Source organism: Mycobacterium sp. PO1 (assembly GCF_017312405.1).
Classification (GTDB): Bacteria; Actinomycetota; Actinomycetes; order Mycobacteriales; family Mycobacteriaceae; genus Mycobacterium.
Window position 1 is genome coordinate 36642 of record NZ_BLTG01000007.1, and the last position, 14052, is coordinate 50693.

Genomic DNA, 14052 nt, shown 5'->3' on the forward strand with positions numbered 1-14052 from the left:
ACAGTGCTGGAATTTCGGCGGCTGGAATTGCTAATGGCTTTTGCGAATGGGTGTTTGACAGTGTCGGTCGTCGATGCCGGGACTACGAAATAGTCGGTGGTCCGGACATGTGAAAACGCCGTTACCTGAGGACGGCAAACCAAAGGTGTCGTAGCGGAAAGGGCTGCGCTACCTGTGCTGCGTGGGCCCCACGGCGCGCGATGCTCGGGTGACGCTCGGCAGTTCGCAACCCGGTTCGGTGGATGCGAGACGTCCTGCTGACACGCGTAACTGGTGCCACGAGGTGACTGGGAGGCGGCGGTTGTGAGTCTCCGCTTCTGCTCTGTGTTTCAGAGGTTGGCGTTGCCGGCTTTCCACTGATCCCAAGGGATGTTCCAGTCACCTAAACCGTCTGTCCCCGACAGCGTGGGGCCGGTGGTGTTGATGACCTCAACGATGTCGCCGCGTCGGGTGTTGTCGTAGAACCAACGGGCGTTGGCCGGATTGACGTTGAGGCATCCGTGGCTGACATTGGCGATGCCTTGGCTGCCCACCGACCACGGTGCAGAGTGCACGTAGATCCCGCTGTAGGACATCTGGGTCGCCCACTCCACCTCGGTGCGGTATCCGTCAGGAGAGTTGACCGGGACTCCGTAGGTGGACGAATCCATCACCAGAAACGAGTAACGATCTCCGATGATGTAGGCGCCGTTATCGGTCGGGGTCTTGGCTTTACCCATGGAGATGGGCATGGTCTTGACGATCTGACCATTGCGCCGCACAGTCATCGTTTTGGTGGCGTCATCGGCGGTGGCGATGACCTCGTCACCGATGGTGAACCGGGTAGTGACGTCATCCTGACCGAACAGCCCGTCACCGAAGTTGACGCCGTAGGCGTTGACCGCCACCTCTACTGTTGTTCCCGGTTTCCAGTATTCGGCTGGGCGCCAACGTACTTCGCGATTATTGAGCCAGTAGAAGGCTCCCTCGACCGGGGGGGTGGTGGTCACGTTGATCGCTTGCTGCGCCGCAATCCGGTCGGTGATGTTTTCATCGAAGCGGATCGCGATGGGTTGGCCCACGCCAACCGTCTCGCCGTCGTTGGGCAGGACGTAGGGCATCGTTAAGTTGTCGGGCGAGTGGGTTTCGAAGGTCGCTGTCGTAGTGGTCGCGCCGCCCAGTCCAAGGGCCTGGGCATGAAGGGTGTACTGCTTGTTGTAGCCCAGCGGCTCGGCAGACGACCAGGACACGCCATCGGGGCTGAGCTGTCCGTCGACGAGATCGCCGGCTTCGTTGGTCAACGAGACTTGGCCGAGAACGCCGTCACCGGCGGACACGGTAACAGGGGAGTCCACCGCGACACCGATCGCTCCGTCGGTCACCGACGCCTGCAATTTGGGCACTAGCAGGTCGGCGAACGGGGTGCCTTTATCAGTGATGACCTCGGGCTGGGGCGCGGCGGCCGGCGACGAGCTGCACGCGGCCGCGATCAGCAGCACCGCCATCGCCAGGACGGCCGTCCGCAGCCACTGCGCCGTCCTGCGAAACGGTGGGAGGCAAGTCGCCTGCGGCATCAGTGTGGTCTCCGTATCCGAATGTTGACATCGCTGATGAGCGGGCACTGCGTGCGCCGCGACAGCCGTTCGCGGGCGGCGGTGCACCGTTCACGGATATGGTTCAAGTGTGCTGATGCGTCATTTGGCTTTCTTAGTCCTTCGATGAAGATTCAGTAAAGACGCAGACTTGCGCACTGGTCTGCCCGACATGGCATCCGGCTAGCTCTGGCAGGCGCCGAACGGGCTGCCGATCCTTTGTTCGTCGATCGTCGGACCGTGGCGCGCAATAGGCCACGTAGAAGGCTATGGGTCTAGTACGCGTTCTGGGCTGATCGGGAACGCTTGAGGCAATCACGGTCCGGGAGCGCTAGACGCTGGTCCCTCTCAGCCCTGCTCCGGTGTCGGTCTCGTCGCGGTGGGGTCCTTCGTCGCGGTGGTGGACTTGAGGCTGCACCCTCCGGCGGGGGTGAAGGGGTGTATCAGCTGCCGCCCGTACGCGGTGGGGTAGTCGGGGTGTGCGGCCATGCCGAGCTGGGTGGAGTCGAATCGGCGGGTGGGGTTATAGGAGTAGGTGCGCATGAGGTGGTCCCAGACCAGGATGAACAGCCCGAAGTTGACGTCGCCGATGCCGGCCCACTTGAGGTGATGGAAGCGGTGGCCTTCGTTGAGAGCCAAGACGTGCTTGGCGGGGCCCACGCGGTAGTCGGCGTTGGAGTGCTGCAGCAGCAGCTGGATCGCCACCGCGATTGCGAGCAGGGAGGCGACGTTGACGGGCAGACCGATCAGGATGAGCGGTGCCACACCAGCGGCTCCCGCGAACGATCGCACCGTTCCGTTGGGAAGCCGTATCGTCCTACATCGACAGGCTGGCCCGCGCCAACCATATCGGCGTCTCCACACTGCGCGGCCATGTCGCCGAATCATGCGCAGCCCGGCCGCGACCGGACTGGTTGGCCGTCGTCAGCGGCCAACCTGAGCAGGTAATCCGGTCCCGTCTCTGCGGGCTTGCTGGCGACCCCACCGCGCTCAAGCAATATCTCCGCCGCCCTTTGTGTCAAAGATGTATGGCACGCAAGGGAATACACGAACCCGTCTACTGCTACCTGCCTGCACATGTCTCCGTATGCCACCGTCACCGACGCTGGATCGGTTCACCAACGCGCGTTCTTGACGACCAGGTGGATCTTCGTGACCGGCCCACGGTGCTCAGTGCCGGGCGCACGCATCGGCGCTTGGCCCGTCAGTATTCAGAGGTCGACCTTCATGACGCCTTGGGCGACGCCCGCCACATCCTGGTCTTCTGGGCTCACGCAGAGCGTCACGTGGCGGCGGGGATTCTGCAGAATGGCCTAGAAGCGCACGTGGTGGCCTACCCCGATGTGATCGCCGTAGCCGCAACATTGCTCACAGCTCGCCCTCGGGTTGAACAGCCCAGGACGCCAACGGAACCCGCCTGGCCGACGCTACTGCTCGACCGCATCAACGAACGCACCGGCGCCCACCATGCCGACGCCACCCCCGTCGAGCAATGGGCGCAGTACCGACGCCTATTCGCCACTGCCGTATTGACGACACGCTCAGACGGCGCAGAACTGGCGTGTCGCGCTTAGGGGTCGGCAGTCTTGAATGTGCCTTATCAGTAAGGCACTTGTGGTGTGCATCTGACTGTGTCCGACGGTTGTATCTATCGGCTTTCTAATCGTTAGGGACAGTGGTATCTGGCTGGGTGTATCGGCCGGTGAATCATCACCGGCGGCGCTGCTTGCCGGTGATTGGCCGGCGGTGGGTGGTCCAGCACGCGGCCACCGCGCTGACCACCACAGCGAAGGCGGCAATGACGCTGGCCGGGAGGGCGTGGTCCTGCAGCCATCCGGTCGCGGTGGCCGACCAGCCGGTGAGCAGGTTGCCGCCGCTGGCGGTGTGCCCGGTGGCCGCGGGCAGCCAGTACCACGCGAGGTAGGCGCCGGTGGCGATGAGGACAACGGCGGTGACGCGGGTCCCGTGGCGGGCGAGGATACCCAGATGCCGGGTCAGGGCCGTGCCGGCGATGGCGGTGCCGACGCTGACCAGCATCAAGATGGTGGCGGCACCGGCTGTGTATGCGGTGAACACTGCCAGCAGACCGCCCCATCCGCTGGTGGCCTGGGCCTGGGCGATCACCGCGAGCAGTACCCCGAAGGTGCAGGACAGTGACGCCAGGGCGTAGCCGATTCCGGCCGCGAGCACACCACCGGCTGTTGGGGAGTCCGGCCGATGACGCGTCCGGGCAGGCATACGCAGACCGATGGTGCGGCCGGTGAGCATGAAGCCGCCCAAGATGGCCAGGGTGAGCCCGATCGTGATCCCGAGCCAGGGAGCAGCCGTCACCAGGGTCCGGGCACCGGCACTGATCGCGATACCGGCGAGGGTGAGGGTGCCGGTGAACCCGATGGTCAGGACGGCCCCGGTGCGCAGTGCCCGGGCCAGCCGCACGAGCACCGCATCGGTGCCGCCGGTGGCGATGGTGCCGGTGATCCACGCCGGTAGCAGCGCGAACCCGCAGGGGTTGACCGGGGCGAGCATGCCAGCGGTAAACGCGAGCGCGAGCAGGTTCACCGTGCGGCGCTGCTGCCGAGGGCGGCCAGGATCTGATCCTGGGACGGGGCGTGGCCGCGGTAGCTGATCTGCCCGGACGGGTCGATGACGAGGGCGGTGGTCGGCGCGGTCACCTGGTAGCGGCTGGTCAGGGCCCCGTTAGTATCGACGACCGCGGGCAGGCTGGTGCCGCCGATCTGGTCCAGGAAGTGGCGAACATCGGCGGGTTTCTCGGTGGGGACGATGTCGACGGCTAGGAACTTGGCGCTGCCTCTGGCTTTCTCCACGGCCGCCCGAGCAGCGGCCAGGGATTTACCGCCGCCGACGCATTCGCCGCACCCGTAGGAGAAGAACAGGATCGCGGTCGGGGCGGCAGCGGGCAGTTCGACGGTTTTGCCGTCCACCGTGGTCAGTGTCGCCGCCGTCGCCTGGGTTGTGGCGTTGGCGTGTGGCGGTGAGGTCGGATTGCTGGTTGTGGCCGATTGGCCGCACGCGGTCAGCGCGCCCGCTGCCAGCATCACAGCCGTAACGCCCGCCCACCTGTGGGGTGTAAACGAACGCGTTTCAGACATTGTCGATGCTTCCTTTCGTCAGGTCGTCGAGCGTGTGCGTCGCGGGTGAATGGCTGTCGGCGGGACAGCAGTGATCGCCGCGTTGACCGCGGCGGGCGAAGGCGACCACAGCCGCCAGCAGCAGCGCGACGGCTGCCCCGATGACCCATGGATTCTCGAGCAGTCCACACACGGCGGCGAGCGCGCCGCCGGCGATCAGGACTGGCGCGGCGCAACACAGGGCCGTCACCAGCACCGCTGCCGCACCCAGCAGCACGGGATTTCTTCGTGGACGTTGATTCATTGATTTCTCCTCATCAGGTTGGGTGCGGCTGGTCAGCTGCAGCAGCCGGGGTGGGCAGTTGGCGGGGTATGGAGCTGGGTAAGGATTTGTGTGGTCAGGGCTGCGCCGAGTTGGTGGGCCTCAGCGACGCTGACGATCTGACCTTCGGGGTGCTCGGCGAGCCACGGCGCGGCGTCCTGCGCGCAGGTGAAGTAGTGCACCTGGTTGCAGAATGAGGACCGGATCGAGGTGAGGTCGTCGGGGTTGACCAGCGAGACCACCGCGGTCTCGGGCTGCACGCTGGTGACACCGTTTTCGCCGACCGAGACCCTGATCGGGTGCCCGCTGACGGGTGATTCGGATTCGATGCTGGCGGGCCGGTCCAGGATGGTGGGAAAGATGAGGGTGTCCAGGGCGCACCAGGTGTAGAGCTCTTGGCCGGCCACGGTGAATCGGTGGCGGGTCGGGCGCAGGGTCAGGCCCTGGCCGACGATGCGGCCCTGCTCGTCGTATTCGGTGTCGGGTACCGCGGCCAGACGCCGGGTCACCTCGTCAACCGGGAGGCCGACGGCCGCGGCGAGCGCCTCCACGGTGACCGGCTCGCCGGCGGCGAGCAGCCGCAGCAACGGCACCAGCATCGTCGGGTCGAGCCCGGACTCTTCCGGAATGGTCAGGCGGTCAAGGAAATTGGGCATCAGGAACCTTTCGAGTGAGCCATGCGTCAGGATGCGCAGCAGGACAGTCGGGACATATCGGCGCTGAAGGACTGGGCGGCGATTTTGATGCCTTCGGCCATGGTCAGATACGGGGCCCAGGACCCGGCGACCTGGTCGACGGTCATCGCGGCGTCGAGGATGTAGACCGCGGCGGCGGCGATCTCGCCAGCATCCTTGGCGACGGCGGTGATGCCGTGGATGCGGCCGGTGCCGGCGTCGGCGACGAGTTTGATGAAACCGCGGGTGTCTCGGTTGACCACCGCACGCGGCACATGTTTTAGCGGCAGCACCCGGCAGTCGCACCGTGTCCCGGCGGCGAGGAGCTCGGCCTCGGTCGTCCCGGCCGCACCGACCGCGGGGCTGGTGAACGTCACGCGGGGCAGATGGCGGTAGTCGACCCTGCGGCCGGCGTCGGTGAAGATGTTGTCGGCGACCATCGCGCCGTGATGGGCGGCGACGTAGACGAACTCGCGGTGCCCGGTCACGTCGCCGGCCGCCCAGATCCGTGGGTTCGACGACTGCAGCCCGTCGCTCACCACGACCTCGTTGTTCTCGCCGGTTTTGACCTGCACCGCTTCGAGATTCAGGCCGTCGGTGTTCGGACGGCGGCCGGTGGCGACGAGGACTTTCGCGGCACGGAACTGCTGCGTTCCGCCGGTGATGGTCGCGGTGACCGTGACCTGATCGTCGGCCTGCTCGACCTCGCTCACCGTGGCGCGGCGCACCACCCGGATGCCGTCGTCGGCGAACACCTCCAGCAGCGCCATGCCGACTTCCGGCTCTTCCTTCGATGCCAGCGTGGAGCGGACCAGCACCGTCACCGTTGACCCGAGCCGGGCGAACAGTTGCGCCTGCTCCAACGCGACGTAGCCGCCGCCGATCACCAGCAGCGACTCCGGGACCTCGGTGACTTCCATCGCGGTGGTCGAGGTCAGGTAGGCGACGCCCTCGAATGCGGGCGGGATGACTGGGTTCGCGCCGGTGGCGATCAGGTAGTGCTCGGCCTCGATGGTGGCATCGCCGACCTCGATGACGGGCGCGTCCGGGGTTCCGGCGAACCGCGCTTGGCCCTGAATGCGCTGCCAGCCATACGATTCGGCCACGTTGAGGTACTTCTCTGAGCGCAGCGACTCCACCAGATCGTGCGTGCCGGCGATCAGGGCCGCCATGTCCACCGGGCCGGCCGTGGTGGCGATCCCCGGGAACCGGGCAGTGTCGGCTGCGGTATGCCGGGCCTCGGCCGCTGCGATCAGGGCCTTTGACGGCACGCAGCCGGTGTTGACACACGTGCCACCGAAGATGCCGCGCTCGATCATGACGACGGACTTGCCGAGCGCGGTAGCGCGGATCGCCGCGGCCATCGCCGCGCCGCCGGAACCGATGACCGCGAGGTCCAATCCCTGACTCATGCACCCATCCTTGACCTTCAAGTAGGCTTGAAGGTCAAGTGTTCTGAGGAGACATCGTGAGAATCGGGAAGCTCGCCGAGGCGACCGGGGCCACCACCGCGACGCTGCGCTACTACGAAGACGAAGGCCTGCTCCCGCCCGCCGAACGTTCCCCGGCGGGGTATCGCGACTATGCCGCCGACACGATCGCCCGGGTCGGCTTCATCCGACGGGGACAGGCCGCCGGGTTCAGCCTCGCCCAGATTCGGCAGATCCTCGACATCCGTGACAGCGGCCACGCGCCGTGCACGCACGTGCGCGACCTGCTCGACATCCGACTGACCGACCTCGACGAGCAGATCAGCGCACTGGTGGCACTGCGCGAGACCATCGCCCGGCTGCGGCAGGGCGCCGAAAGCGTCGACCCGGAATCATGCAGCGCCGATGACGTATGTCGATACCTCTAGGAGCCACCTCCGTGGCACCGGAGGCATGTATTTCGTCAAGTCCGTTGACCCCGGCAGTCGTCATGAATTTCCGCCCCACTGGAGGTCGTTGGTGCGCGGGAGCGCGGGGCCTGCTGAGCAGTAGGCTCACCCGATGCGGTGGGATTTCACTCGAAGCTGGTCGCATTGGCCGTGCTGAGCCCAGCCACACTCGTTCAGGCGATCGCCACCTTCGCCATCACCAATATCGACGACATCGTGGTCCTCGCGGTGATGTTCGGCCAGGCGCCCGGTCATCGTGGCGCAGCCATCCGAGTGACCGCCGGTCAGTACCTCGGCTTCACCGCCATCTTGGCAGTTTCGGTCGGCGGCGCACTCCTGGGTGCCACGCTGCTTCCTCCAGCCGCACTGCCGTACTTCGGGCTGCTGCCCATCGTGTTGGGGCTGCGGGCGGCATGGCTGGCCTGGCGGGATCGCCGCACCCAACCGGCGCCGACCGATGATCCCGCAACACTGTTGACGCCTGGCACCTGGCAGGTCGCAGTCATCACCTTCGCCAACGGCGGCGACAACATCGGCGTGTACGTTCCGATCTTCGCCGTCTCAACGATCGCCACCATCGGTGTTTACATCATCGTGTTCCTCATCGGTGTGGCCATCTGGTGCGCGGCCGGCCGATATTTCGCTTCCCACCCGATCATCGCCAAAGCACTCTCACGCTGGGGCCACATCGTTCTGCCCGTTGCACTGATCACAATCGGGGCCCTCATCCTCATCAAAGGCGGAGCGTTCGCCCTCTAGCTCGGAGCAACTTCACCACTCAGGGCCAGGAGGCGCTCCTGCATCGGCATGTGTTGGCGTTCAACCACTTTGGTGATGTCCCGGCCCGTATCCGCTATGACAATCTAAAACGGGCGGTGGCCAAGGTGCTCAAAGGCCGCAGCCGGCACCCGAACTACCAACACGAGCGAGCGCACCACAGAATCATGATCGTGTGTCACGAGAGACACGATCACAGTAGTTATACCGAAGACGTACCCGAGCCAACGGAATCGACAGGAGACCATTCCGGCTACCCTGCTGCGCTCGCAGCCGGGCGCGGAAGCAGGGTAGCCCCAGATTCAATGAGAAACGTCGCGATCGAAATTCTCATCCAATCTGGGGCAATGCAGGTCAGACTAGTAAATGTGCCCCAGATTCAATGAGAACGGACATCGATCAGCTCGTCGACCACGACGGCCAACGGACGTCGGCGGGTGAACGTCAACACCGGAGCAACAGTCCAGCCGGACCGAAGCGCGCGCAGGTGCGCCGAGCGCCCTGGGGCAGACTCCGGTTCCAAGAACACTACGGTGCCCTCCGGCGCGCCGACTTCGACTCGGTGTGGCGCATCGGCGGGCACGACCACCTTGGTGCCGCGATGCTGGTTGCCGTGCTCGTCACGCATCGTGAAAGGTGTTGTTGCGGTGACAATCTGGACGGCATGGTGGGCGTGTAGATCGGTGGTGCCAATCGATCCGGTGAACGCCAACACCCCAGGTCGCAGCAGTGCAGTCCCGCCCCAGTGCGGTTCACCGGTGATACCACCGCCATCCCGCATCATCGCCACGAATCGATGCTACGGCCTTCCATTAATCGACTTACCGCGGCGCCAGCAACGGGGAACATCGAATCAGGCGTGGAGCCATCCGCCGCCACGGGTAATGCAGGATATGCGCCGTGGGCCAGTCACCCACCGCCGCGCCTAGCTCGGGCTGCCCTTGTACCGTATACCCCTCAGGGGTACCTTCGTTGTATCACCCGGGGCGGGTAGCCCGACGACTGGAAGGCGTATCGCTGGTGAGCGTACAAGAAAGATTTCGGCAGCTCGTGCAAAGCCAGACCGCACGGTCGATCGCCAAATGCATCGCTTTGTGCGCGGTGGGTCGTGTCACTAGTGGGCGCCGCTCAGGCAAGGCCGGCGAGGGAAAGTCCTGCTGCGGCTGACAGCACCGCGACAGGCTGCCCCCGAGCGGCTTGCCGCCGGAGCGTGAGGCCCCTCACTGCTGCCGCCGTCCTTAGTGCCTAGTCTTTATGGACCCGAGTGTCCCGGTCCGATGTTCTGCGAAGGAAGTTCTCGATCGCTGGGCCGAAAGCGTGTGCCATGTCCTCAGCGTTGACGAATTGGCGGGACATCGAAACTTCGGCGAGGACCCCTCGTGGAAGGACATCGGCGAGGCTGTGGGCCAAGCACTCGGGGTGACGGATGTCGTCGCCGGCGATGACGAGCGTCGCAGTGTCGATGCGCCGGAGGTCCTCGACCGTTGCAAAGGCGCGGTCATGACCGATTGACGCCGCGGCCGCCGCACTGTGGGCGTCAGCGCGCGGAATAGCCTCAGCGACCAGGTTGGCGATCAGCGGCTGAAGATCAGGAATGAACAATTCCCAGGCGGCCTGCAGACCGCGGGAACGGGCATGCTCGGCGAAACGATCCATCAGATCGGTGTCTGCGGCTTTGTCCGCATCGTCCTCTATCGCTTCAGCACTGATGACCACCGCCGACCGGGCGATACGGGGGTGCTGGAGGCACGTCCGCAAAACGATGGTGCCGCCCAGTCCGGCGCCGACAAGGTGGGCGCAGGTGTCATCGAGCGCGTGAACGATCGCAATGACGTCGCTGACGTACTGATCCCATCGGTGCAACGTCGGGTCGGGACAACGCGATGCTCCGTACCCTCGAATGTCAGGCAACGCAACGCGATACCGGCCAGCGAGCCGGTCAGCAAGCGGTCGCATGCTGTAGTGATCCGGACCCCCACCATGAAGCATGATGATCAGTTCGCCGCGCCCGACGACCTCCCCCATGAGGGGCCAGCCATCATCTCCGACGTGCAACGCGCGCACCACCAACTGATCCCTCCCGTCGTTCCGGGATAGCGCTACGCGCGTCGACACCAAACCAATGACCCCGGAAAGTAACCCTTGAAGCATACCCCCAAGGGGTATATGCTCTCTTACGTATACCCGGTAGGGGTATCTACACCCGTCGAGGATAGGAGATTGGTGATGAGCACGAGCACGTACGCCGTCACAGGAATGACTTGCGGACATTGCGAGCTGTCGGTGCGCGAAGAGGTCAGCGAGGTCGCCGGAGTTGAAGACGTCGAAGTTAGCGCCAAAACCGGCACCCTGATCGTGACGTCGAGCCGTCCCGTCGACGACGCGCAGATCCTCAACGCCGTCGACGAGGCCGGCTACTCGGCGGTGCGTGTCGCATGAACGCCGCGGGACGATTGACAGCGTTTGGCGCCGGACTGGCAGTGGCGTTCACGGCTGCATACGTCACCGCCGCAGCGGTCGTCCCTGATACCGCGGCGACATCTCCCCAGACCCAAACTTCCGATGCTGCAGCGGATCACAGCGCGCCGCCGACCGAGCAGGCGTCGCCAGTCGATCCCTTCGCCGACCCGCCGGGGTTGTCGTTGGCCGAAGACGGATACGTCCTGAGCCCGGTGCGGTCCCCCAGCGCACCCAACGATCGGGGAACGATGAGCTTCACCATCGTCGACCCGGGCGGCACGCCGCTGCTGGACTACGCGACCGTGCACGACAAGCAACTGCACCTCATCGTGGTCCGTTCCGACGGCCAGCACTTCGCCCATGTACACCCAAGGCTGGACGCGGCCACCGGCACGTGGTCAACGCCGTGGACGTGGAACGCCGCCGGCACCTACCGCGTGTTCGCCGACTTCCAACCCGCAGGGGCGGGCAGCGCCAAACTCACCCTCACCCGAACCGTGCAGGTGGCCGGCGCGTTCGTCCCGGCGGTGGCGAGTGCCACACGCACCGTGGATGACATCGCCGGATACACCGTGAAACTGGACGGTGCACTCACCGCGGGCGTCTCCCACCAACTCACCGCGACAGTCACGCGCGACGGCCGGCCGGTGATGACCTTGCAGCCCTACCTGGGGGCTTACGGCCATCTCGTCGCCTTGCGTGAGGGAGACCTGGCGTATCTACATGTGCACCCTGAGGGGGCCGAGCCGGTACCGGGCGGCACCGGTGGGCCTGCGGTGTCGTTCGCGGCAACCGCACCCACAGCGGGGCGCTACCTGCTCTACCTCGACTTCAAAGTCCAGGACACCGTGCACACCGCCAGCTTCGTCGTCGACGCCGCACCCGGTGGCACCAACGAGCCCGCGCCAGAGCCATCGCGTGACGCCGGCCATGCCGGCGGGCACTGAGCTATCCCGTCCGAATCAGAAACTGAAAGGCAGTGGCTTCATGACGACATCGACACCGGTGTCTGGCCCGAGTGTGGAACTTCGCATCGGGGGAATGACCTGCGCCTCCTGCGCCAACCGCATCGAGCGCAAGCTCAACAAGCTCGACGGCGTGGCCGCGACAGTCAATTACGCGACGGAAAAGGCCACCGTCACGGTGCCTGACGGATACGATCCGGCGCTGCTGATCGCCGAGGTGGAGAAGACGGGCTACACCGCCGCGCTCCCGACACCGCGCACGCCGATGCCCTCCGACGCATCCGGTGACACCCCGCACGCCGCGGACACCGCCGACCCCGAACTGGCCTCGCTGCGGCACCGCCTGAGGGCCTCGGCCGTCCTGACGGTGCCGGTCGTCGCGATGGCGATGATCCCGGCGCTGCAGTTCACGTACTGGCAGTGGGCGTCGCTCACGCTGGCGGCCCCCGTCGTCGTGTGGGCAGCATGGCCATTCCACCGGGCCGCCTGGGCCAACCTGCGACACGGCACCGCGACCATGGATACGCTCATTTCGCTGGGCACCGTGTCAGCGTTCCTGTGGTCGCTGTATGCGCTGTTTCTGGGCAGCGCCGGCACGCCGGGTATGAAGCATCCCTTCGCGTTCACCCTGGCGCCGTCGCATGGCGCCGCCAACATCTACCTCGAAGTCGCCGCCGGCGTAACCACGTTCATCCTGGCCGGACGCTACTTCGAGAAGCGGTCCAAACGGCAGGCCGGAGCGGCACTACGAGCCCTACTCGACCTAGGCGCCAAAGACGTATCCGTCCTGCGCGACGGGACGGAAACCAAGATCGCCATCGAAGAACTCGTGGTTGGCGACGAGTTCATCGTGCGCCCGGGGGAGAAGATCGCCACCGACGGCGTGGTGGTGTCCGGTTCCTCGGCTGTCGACGCCTCGATGCTGACCGGCGAAGCGGTACCCGTGGAAGTCGCTACCGGCGACACCGTGGTCGGTGCCACCGTCAACGCCGGCGGTCGGCTGGTGGTGCAGGCCACTCGCGTCGGCTCGGACACCCAGCTCGCGCAGATGGCCCAGCTGGTCGAACGCGCCCAGACCGGCAAGGCCGAAGTGCAACGCCTGGCCGATCGCATTTCCGGCGTCTTCGTACCGATCGTCATCGCTATCGCCGTGATCACCCTCGGCGCCTGGCTGGGCGCGGGATTCTCAGTCGCCGCCGCGTTCACCGCAGCGGTCGCGGTCCTCGTCATCGCCTGCCCCTGCGCCCTCGGGCTGGCCACGCCCACCGCCCTGCTGGTGGGCACCGGTCGCGGCGCACAAATCGGCGTGCTGATCAAAGGTCCCGAGGTGCTCGAATCCACCCGCAAGGTTGACACCGTGGTGCTGGATAAGACCGGAACCGTCACCACCGGCAAAATGACGCTGGTCGATGTCATCACAGCGCCGGAAACCGAACGCGCGGAGCTGCTTCGACTGGCCGGCGCCCTGGAGAACGCCTCCGAGCACCCCATCGCCCAAGCCGTCGCCGCCGCGGCGGCCGAGGAACTCCAGGCCCTGCCCGTTCCGGAGGACTTCGCGAATGTCGAAGGTAAAGGCGTCCACGGCATCGTGGATGGACACGCCGTCATCGTTGGGCGCGAATCACTGCTGTCCGACTGGGCGCAACACCTCAGCCCGGATCTGTCCCACGCCAAGGCCCGCGCGCAAGCCCAGGGAAAGACCGTGGTAGCGGTCGGGTGGGACGGGCAGGCGCGCGGTGTACTCGTCATCGCTGACACCGTGAAATCGACGAGCGCACAGGCAATCTCGCAGATGCGTGACATTGGGCTGACCCCCGTGTTGCTCACCGGCGACAACCAAGCCGTCGCTCGACAGATCGCCGCCGAAGTCGGCATCGACGACGTCATCGCCGAAGTCATGCCCGAAGGCAAGGTTGACGTCATCGCACGCCTCCAAGCCGAAGGCAAGACGGTCGCCATGGTCGGCGACGGAGTCAACGACGCGCCCGCCCTCGCCCAAGCCGACCTCGGTCTGGCGATGGGCACCGGCACCGACGTCGCCATCGAGGCCTCCGACATCACCCTGGTGCGCGGTGATCTGCGCAGCGCCGTTGACGCGATCAGGCTGTCCCGCGAAACACTGTCGACGATCAAAACCAACCTGTTCTGGGCGTTCGCCTACAACGTCGCAGCGATCCCCGTCGCAGCACTGGGCATGCTCAATCCGATGCTGGCCGGAGCCGCAATGGCATTCTCCAGCGTCTTCGTGGTGGGCAACAGCCTGCGCCTGCGCCGCTTCAAAACCACTTCCGCCGACACCACCAGTTAAATCACCG

General features: G+C 65.7%; 12 protein-coding genes and 2 pseudogenes. 5 read left to right on the forward strand and 9 right to left on the reverse strand.

Features of this window, described 5'->3' with window-relative positions; genetic code table 11:
• Nucleotides 1-329 precede the first annotated feature (329 nt).
• The 7 genes and pseudogenes from J3476_RS02285 to merA form a co-directional block, all read right to left on the reverse strand.
• Nucleotides 330-1553 (reverse strand): Ig-like domain-containing protein, encoded by a 1224-nt coding sequence (locus J3476_RS02285; RefSeq protein WP_099961880.1) that lies wholly within the window; start codon nt 1551-1553, stop codon nt 330-332.
• 366 nt (nt 1554-1919) lie between these two features.
• Nucleotides 1920-2342: pseudogene (locus J3476_RS02290) on the reverse strand (sterol desaturase family protein); the annotation flags it as partial.
• A gap of 939 nt (nt 2343-3281) precedes the next feature.
• A complete protein-coding gene (locus J3476_RS02295) occupies nt 3282-4130 on the reverse strand; it encodes a cytochrome c biogenesis CcdA family protein (protein ID WP_024444598.1) in 849 nt (282 codons plus the stop codon).
• Entirely contained in the window at nt 4127-4681 is a 555-nt protein-coding gene (locus J3476_RS02300) for a redoxin domain-containing protein (RefSeq protein ID WP_024444597.1), read from the reverse strand. The genes J3476_RS02295 and J3476_RS02300 overlap by 4 nt, the downstream gene beginning before the upstream one ends.
• Nucleotides 4674-4964 carry a hypothetical protein gene (locus J3476_RS02305; RefSeq protein WP_005148657.1) on the reverse strand — a complete coding sequence of 97 codons (291 nt, stop codon included), beginning with the start codon at nt 4962-4964 and terminating at the stop codon, nt 4674-4676. Before J3476_RS02305 ends, J3476_RS02300 begins: the two co-directional genes overlap by 8 nt.
• A gap of 32 nt (nt 4965-4996) precedes the next feature.
• Complete coding sequence (gene merB / locus J3476_RS02310; protein ID WP_005148656.1) at nt 4997-5638, reverse strand: organomercurial lyase MerB; 642 nt, start codon at nt 5636-5638, stop codon at nt 4997-4999.
• 26 nt (nt 5639-5664) lie between these two features.
• Complete coding sequence (gene merA / locus J3476_RS02315; RefSeq protein ID WP_005148655.1) at nt 5665-7068, reverse strand: mercury(II) reductase; 1404 nt, start codon at nt 7066-7068, stop codon at nt 5665-5667.
• A 56-nt stretch (nt 7069-7124) separates the two neighbouring features.
• Here merA and J3476_RS02320 point away from each other — a divergent pair, with 56 nt between their 5' ends.
• Together J3476_RS02320 and J3476_RS02325 are read left to right on the forward strand one after the other, a co-directional pair.
• On the forward strand, nt 7125-7514 hold the full coding sequence (locus tag J3476_RS02320; RefSeq protein WP_005148625.1) for a heavy metal-responsive transcriptional regulator: 390 nt from the start codon (nt 7125-7127) through the stop codon (nt 7512-7514).
• 138 nt (nt 7515-7652) lie between these two features.
• Nucleotides 7653-8294: a cadmium resistance transporter gene (locus tag J3476_RS02325; RefSeq protein ID WP_079481877.1), complete on the forward strand. Its 642-nt coding sequence runs from the start codon at nt 7653-7655 to the stop codon at nt 8292-8294.
• A gap of 412 nt (nt 8295-8706) precedes the next feature.
• Here J3476_RS02325 and J3476_RS02330 read toward each other — a convergent pair.
• Together J3476_RS02330 and J3476_RS02335 are read right to left on the reverse strand one after the other, a co-directional pair.
• A pseudogene (locus J3476_RS02330) lies at nt 8707-9096 on the reverse strand (AraC family transcriptional regulator); the annotation flags it as partial.
• A 461-nt stretch (nt 9097-9557) separates the two neighbouring features.
• On the reverse strand, nt 9558-10382 hold the full coding sequence (locus J3476_RS02335) for an alpha/beta fold hydrolase (protein WP_024444594.1): 825 nt from the start codon (nt 10380-10382) through the stop codon (nt 9558-9560).
• 156 nt (nt 10383-10538) lie between these two features.
• Here J3476_RS02335 and J3476_RS02340 point away from each other — a divergent pair, with 156 nt between their 5' ends.
• The 3 genes from J3476_RS02340 to J3476_RS02350 are packed head-to-tail and all read left to right on the forward strand — an operon-like array spanning nt 10539 to nt 14045.
• Nucleotides 10539-10751, forward strand: coding sequence for a heavy-metal-associated domain-containing protein (locus J3476_RS02340; RefSeq protein ID WP_011856847.1), 213 nt, complete (start codon nt 10539-10541; stop codon nt 10749-10751).
• Nucleotides 10748-11719 carry a hypothetical protein gene (locus J3476_RS02345; RefSeq protein WP_024444593.1) on the forward strand — a complete coding sequence of 324 codons (972 nt, stop codon included), beginning with the start codon at nt 10748-10750 and terminating at the stop codon, nt 11717-11719. The genes J3476_RS02340 and J3476_RS02345 overlap by 4 nt, the downstream gene beginning before the upstream one ends.
• Before the next feature lie 40 nt (nt 11720-11759).
• Nucleotides 11760-14045 (forward strand): cation-translocating P-type ATPase, encoded by a 2286-nt coding sequence (locus J3476_RS02350; RefSeq protein ID WP_073683355.1) that lies wholly within the window; start codon nt 11760-11762, stop codon nt 14043-14045.
• Nucleotides 14046-14052 lie beyond the last annotated feature (7 nt).